Here is a 6,445-nt window from a genome sequence, read left to right on the forward strand (position 1 = left end):
ACCACCCCTTTTCCATGGACATCGCCATAGTCGGTGCCGGCATTGCCGGCATTGCGACCGCTTACGAACTGGCCCAGGACGGCCATACGGTGACGGTCTATGAACAACACAATGCTGCCGCCGAAGGCGCCAGCTTTGCCAATGCGGGCTGGCTGTCCCCCACCCTGCTGCAACCCTGGTCCACCCCCGGCTGGACCCCGGGCGGCACCGGCCCGGCACTGGTACAGGCTACCGGCCCCTGGCTGGGACAGAACTGGCGCTGGCTGCGCCGCTGGAAGACGGCCGAGCGCAGTGCCCACAAGACCGGCCTGCTCACCACCACTGCCAGTGCGCTGGAACAGCTCAGCGCCTTCAGCCAGCAGCTGCGCCACGAAATCTCGGCCGCCCATGAACTGAGCACCGAATCCCACCAGGGCCACCTGGTGCTGCTGCGCAGCACCAAGGAAGTGCAGGCCATGCAACCGCTGCTGGCCGCACTGGCCGAGATGGATGTGTCCGCCCAGTTGCTGGACGCCGCCGCCGCCCGTGCCGCGGAACCCGGCCTGTCCCCGGAGGCCACACTGGCCGGCGCCCTGCAACTGAGCGAAGGCGAGACCATCAACTGCCGCCAGTGGACGCAGCAGCTGCGCCAGCTGGCCATGCACAGCGGTGTGCGCCTGCAGCCGCACACCACCATCCGCAGCGTGCAAAGTGTGGGCAAGCAGGTGCACCTGCTGCAGGAAGGCGACAATGCCGCCCACCTGCACGATGCCGTGGTGCTGTGCACGGGCGCCAGCCCCGATCTGCTGGCCGCCAGCGGCCTGCGCCTGCCCATGATGCCGCTGCACGGCTACTCCATCAGCGCACCGCTTCGCGAGCCCACACATGCGCCCCGCGCGGCGGCGCTGGACTGGGGCCAGCAACTGGTGATCAGCCGCATCGGCCAGCGCATCCGCATCAGCGGAGGTGCCGAGCTGGGCACCGCGCCCGAAGCCCACAACCAGGCCACGCTGACACGCATGTACGAAGCGCTGAACGACTGGTATCCCGGCGCAGCCCAGCTGTCCTCGCCTCAGGTGCAGATCTGGCGCGGCACCCGCGGCGTCATGCCCGACGGTGCACCGCTGCTGGGCCGGGGCTCGCAACCCCAGGTCTGGCTCAACCTGGCCCATGGCGCCCACGGCGCATCACTGGCCAATGGCTGCGCCCGCATCCTGGCCGACCAGATTGCCGGCCGTGCCGTGCCACAGGAAGTGCAGGCGCTGTCACCGATGCGGTTTTCCAGCTGACGCAGTGACGCGGTCCACCCCAGACGGCGTGGATCACCCCCTTACAAGCCTCCTTTTTTCAGCCGACGCCCCGCGGCCAGCGCCGCGCCACGCGGCGTGCTTGCGCGGCCGTTGGCGATCTGCCACAGCCCACACCAGCCCCGGCACCCATCGGGTGCACACTGCGGGGTATGCGCTCCCTCACCGCCCTCCCCCCAGCAGCACGCCGCCTGCAACGCGCTGCCGGCGGTCAACCGCTGTATGACACGGCCACCACCCGCCTGATTGAAGCCCACGCACTGGATACCGCCCCCAGCCCCAGCCTGATGCAGCGCGCAGGTGGGGCACTGGCCCAGCTGGGGCGCGCCATTGCCCCCCATGCCCGCCAGGTCTGGCTGGCCTGCGGCGCAGGCAACAACGGCGGAGACGGACTGCAGGCGGCCGCCGCCTTCCAGGCCGCCGGCTATGCCACCAGCGTGCACTGGCTGGGGGACCCGCAGCGCTGTAGCAGCGACACCCGCGCCGCATGGCTGGCCGCCCAGCAGGCCGGTGTGCGCTTTCTGGACAGTACGCCACCAGCCCTGGACGCCCAGGACCTGGCGGTAGACGCACTGCTGGGCATTGGCGCCAGCACACGCAACCTCCCCACCAACGACCCGCTGGTGCAACTGCTGCAATGGCTGCACCTGTGCCCGGCGCCGGTACTGTGTGCCGATCTGCCTTCGGGCCTGCAGGCAGACACCGGCCAGTATCTGCCGGGCCTGGCCTTCGAGCGCGCCCCGCGCAGCTCGCGCCACACGCTGAGCTTTTTGACGCTGAAAGCCGGCCTCTTCACCGGCGCCGGCCGGGATGCGGCGGGCGAGGTCTGGTGGGATGACCTGGGCGTCGACCTGAACCAGCACCCCGACCACCGCCCCTGCGCCCAGCTGGGCGGCGCCGTGGCACTGCGCAGCCGTGCTCACGCCAGCCACAAGGGCAGCTATGGCGATGTGGCCGTGATCGGCGGCGAAGGACTGTACCTGCGCGGCATGGGCATGGGGGGCGCCGCCGTGCTGGCGGCCACGGCGGCGCTGCACCATGGTGCCGGCCGCGTGATGCTGGCTTTGCTGGACGAAGGCGCCTGCCAGTTGCTGCCCCAGCAGCCCGAGCTGATGCTGCGCCAGGTCAGCGCCCTGCACTGGGACCAGGGCGTGGTGGTGTGCGGCTGCGGCGGCGGCCAGGCCGTGGCCGCCGTGCTGCCCCAGGCACTGGAGCAAGCCCACCGCCTGGTGCTGGATGCCGATGCCCTCAACGCCATCGCCGCCGACAGCGCCTTGCAGCACCTGCTGGCCAGCCGCGCCCACATCGGCCTGCACACCATCCTCACCCCCCACCCGCTGGAAGCCGCACGTCTGCTGGGCAGCGACACCGCCGCCGTGCAGGCTGACCGCCTGCAGGCCGCGCACCAGCTGTCGCAGCAGACGTCCAGCACCGTGGTGCTCAAAGGCTCGGGCAGCATCATTGCCAGCCCCCACCAGCTGCCGTGCATCAATGGCAGCGGCAATGCACGGCTGGCCACGGCCGGCACGGGCGACGTGCTGGCCGGCATGGTGGGTGCCGCCTGGGCCCAGGGACTGCCGCCCCACACCGCCGCGCAATGGGCCGTGTGGCACCATGGCCATCTGGCCGACCAATGGCCAGCCTGCCAGGCGCTGACGGCTGGCGCACTGGCGCGCTGCACCTGAAACCGCAGGCCACTGCACCACCTCGCATGCACGCTGCCGGCGAACAAGCCGGCAGCAGCCGCCGCCACAGACTCGATGGTGCGCCCAGTGCTTTTAGACCTGCCGTGGATGCAGCGGCTGCCCTGCCCCAGCGCAGCTCTGTCCAATAGCGCTGGCATTGCCGCCCAACAGATTCCTTGCCGCGCCCCTGGATCCAGTCCTCTTTTGGAGCACAAAAAGCACGGCGCCTGTGAATGCGCCCACGCTCGCCACATACGAAACCGCAGGATGCACCAGCAGGCCAGGCGCCAAGCGCTCCAGCCTTCCCGCCGGGCTACTTGCTACTGGGAAGACCCACACTGCGCGCGCACCAGAACGGGTGAGTAGCAGGCAACAGGCCAGCCTGGCAGCCAGACTCTGCACACTCCATCCAACTTGAGTGAGCAGCGGCGCATAAAAAAAAGGATCCACCGCATTCCGCAGGTGAATCCCTGGTGGCAGGCACAGACGCCGCCCTGGTTCAGGCCGCCGAAGCGGCCCTCCCTCAACCGTCTTAGCGGCCCGTTCGGGGCTTGCGCTTGCCAGCCCGGGAGTTTTTGGCGGCCTTGGCAGCGGCCTTGCCCTGTTTGGCCACGGCAGCCTGCTGCACCGATGCACGCAGATCCTGCATATCGGGCGCCGCCGCTTCACGCGGTGCCTGGTGGGTGCTGCGGTTGTCACGCCGCGCGGGCTTGCCGGAACCGGAACGGCCGGACTTGCCCTGGTTCCAGCTGTCCGCTGCTTCCACCGGAGGGCGGGCAGGTGCTGCAGCTTCCTCACTCCCGTCATCGCCGGTCGCTTCACGGCGGGCGCGCTTGCCGGCACGGCTGCGGGTGGCATTGCGCAAAGCCATCTCTTCCTCATCGTGCACGATGCGGAAGTCGATCTTGCGGCCATCCAGGTCCACACGGCTCACCTGCACCCGCATGCGCGTGCCGATGGTGTAGCGGATGCCGGTGCGCTCGCCGCGCAGCTCCTGGCGGTGCTCATCAAAGCGGAAGTAATCGCCCCCCAGCTCGGTGATGTGCACCAGACCTTCCACATACATGGCATCCAGCGTGACAAAGATGCCAAAGGTGGTGACCGAGGACACCGTACCGGCAAACTCCTCGCCCAGATGGTCGCGCATGTATTTGCACTTGAGCCAGGCTTCCACGTCCCGGCTGGCCTCGTCGGCGCGCCGTTCGTTGGCACTGCAGTGCAGGCCAGCGGCCTCCCAGCCTTGCAGCTCGGCCTGGGCCGCACGGCTGCGGGGCTTTTGCTGCGGCTCGGTCACGCGCGATGCCAGGCGCTTGGCCAGCTTGGCCTGGGCTTCGCCCGGCGTCGGCAAGGTCGGCAGGCGGTAGTGCGAACCGGCCAGGATGGACTTGATGACACGGTGCACCAGCAAGTCGGGATAGCGGCGGATGGGGCTGGTGAAGTGGGTGTAGGCCTCGAACGCCAGACCGAAGTGGCCGTTGTTCTCGGGCGTGTAGAAGGCCTGCATCATGGAGCGCAGCAGCATGGTGTGAATCTGCTGCGAGTCCGGACGGTCCTTGGTGGCATCGGCAATGGCCTGGAATTCACGCGGATGCGGTGTGTCGCTGACCGACATGCCCACACCCAGCGCCTTCAGATAGCCACGCAGGATGTCGATCTTTTCGGCCGAAGGACGGTCGTGCACACGGAACAAGCCGTTCTGGCCGTTCTCTTCAATGAAATCGGCCGAGCACACGTTGGCGGCCAGCATGGCTTCTTCGATCAGACGGTGGGCATCGTTGCGGGTGCGGGGGATGATTTTTTCAATCCGACCGTTGTCGTCGCAGACGATCTGCGTCTCCACCGTATCAAAGTCCACCGCGCCGCGCGCCTGGCGCGCCTGCAGCAGGGCACGGTACACATCGTGCAGGTTCAGCAGGTCTTGCACGCGCTCCTTGCGCTGCGCGGCTTCCGGTCCACGGGTATTGGACAGAATAGCCGCCACCTCGGTATAGGTGAAGCGTGCATGGCTGTGCATCACCGCCGGGTAGAACTGGTAGGCCTGCACCTCGCCCTTGTTGTTGACCAGCATGTCGCAGACCATGCACAGGCGGTCCACGGCGGGGTTGAGCGAACACAGACCGTTGCTCAGCTTTTCCGGCAGCATGGGGATCACGCGGCGCGGAAAGTACACACTGGTGGCGCGCTCGTAGGCATCGATATCGATGGCATTGCCGTTCTGCACATAGTGGCTCACATCGGCAATCGCCACCAGCAGGCGCCAGCCCTTGCTGCGCCCCACCTTGGCGGGCTCGCAGTACACGGCATCGTCAAAGTCCCGGGCGTCTTCGCCGTCGATGGTCACCAGGGGCACATCGCGCAGATCCACGCGGTTCTTGCGGTCCGCCGCACGCACCTTGTCGGGCAGCGCCTTGGCTTCGGCCAGACAGGCATCACTGAAGATATGGGGCACGCCATACTTGCGCACGGCGATCTCGATCTCCATGCCTGGGTCATCCACTTCGCCCAGCACTTCAATCACCCGGCCCACCGGCTGGCCAAACAAGGCCGGGGCCTCGGTCAGTTCCACCACCACCACCTGGCCGGCCTTGGCCGTGCCGATACCGGTGCCCGGCACCAGCACATCCTGGCCATAGCGCTTGTCTTCCGGCGCCACCAGCCACACGCCGCTTTCCTGCAGCAGGCGGCCGATCAGGGTCTTGGTAGGACGTTCGACGATCTCCAGCACATGGCCTTCGGGCCGGCCGCGGCGATCCTGGCCCACGATGCGCACCCGCACCTGGTCCTTGTGCAGCACCGCACGCATCTCATTGGGAGGAAGAAAGATGTCACCTTCGCCGTCGTCGCGCAGGACAAAGCCATGGCCATCGCGGTGCCCCTGCACGGTACCTTCAATTTCTTTGGACAAGTTGGCTGTCTTTGTGCGGAGGTTCATTTTTTTACTATACAATCTAAATCTTTCCTGAGGCGCCCAGGTGGCGGAATTGGTAGACGCACTAGTTTCAGGTACTAGCGGGTAACTCCGTGGAGGTTCGAGTCCTCTCCTGGGCACCAAGTTTAACGACAACCAGCTGTGGTTTTCGTAAAAACAAGGTTCATTGCTACCACAGTGAGCATGTTTTGCATAAAGGCGGAGACGCTTTAGGAAAAAATGGATCTGTCTTTGACAGATGCAAGCCCAGGTGGCGGAATTGGTAGACGCACTAGTTTCAGGTACTAGCGGGTAACTCCGTGGAGGTTCGAGTCCTCTCCTGGGCACCAAAATTTGCGATGCTTGCTTGTTCAGCAGGCATCACCAAAAGCAAATTGTGAGGTGCTACCACACTTCATTTAACACAATTTGTCTTTTGCCCAGGTGGCGGAATTGGTAGACGCACTAGTTTCAGGTACTAGCGGGTAACTCCGTGGAGGTTCGAGTCCTCTCCTGGGCACCAAAAATTTGCGATGCTTGCTTTTGGCAAACATCACCCAAGAATA

The 6,445-nt window shown here is 66.1% G+C and carries 3 protein-coding genes and 3 tRNA genes; 5 read left to right on the plus strand and 1 reads right to left on the minus strand.

Annotated features, from left to right (window positions below):
- Positions 1-14 precede the first annotated feature (14 nt).
- Positions 15-1,268 carry an FAD-dependent oxidoreductase gene (locus QM470_RS08275; protein ID WP_283338866.1) on the plus strand — a complete coding sequence of 418 codons (1,254 nt, stop codon included), beginning with the start codon at positions 15-17 and terminating at the stop codon, positions 1,266-1,268.
- 170 nt (positions 1,269-1,438) lie between these two features.
- Entirely contained in the window at positions 1,439-2,971 is a 1,533-nt protein-coding gene (locus tag QM470_RS08280; RefSeq protein WP_283338867.1) for an NAD(P)H-hydrate dehydratase, read from the plus strand.
- Positions 2,972-3,503: 532 nt separating this feature from the next.
- On the opposite strand, the gene rnr is transcribed toward QM470_RS08280, so the two are convergent.
- Positions 3,504-5,903 carry a ribonuclease R gene (gene rnr / locus QM470_RS08285; protein ID WP_283338868.1) on the minus strand — a complete coding sequence of 800 codons (2,400 nt, stop codon included), beginning with the start codon at positions 5,901-5,903 and terminating at the stop codon, positions 3,504-3,506.
- A 34-nt stretch (positions 5,904-5,937) separates the two neighbouring features.
- On the opposite strand from rnr, the gene QM470_RS08290 reads away from it, so the two are divergent.
- From QM470_RS08290 to QM470_RS08300, 3 genes are all read left to right on the plus strand, one after another.
- Positions 5,938-6,022, plus strand: a tRNA-Leu gene (locus QM470_RS08290).
- Positions 6,023-6,144: 122 nt separating this feature from the next.
- Positions 6,145-6,229, plus strand: a tRNA-Leu gene (locus QM470_RS08295).
- 88 nt (positions 6,230-6,317) lie between these two features.
- Positions 6,318-6,402: transfer RNA gene (locus QM470_RS08300), tRNA-Leu, on the plus strand.
- Positions 6,403-6,445: the final 43 nt, after the last annotated feature.

This window comes from Comamonas sp. 17RB, assembly GCF_030056555.1.
GTDB lineage: Bacteria > Pseudomonadota > Gammaproteobacteria > Burkholderiales > Burkholderiaceae_C > Comamonas > Comamonas terrigena.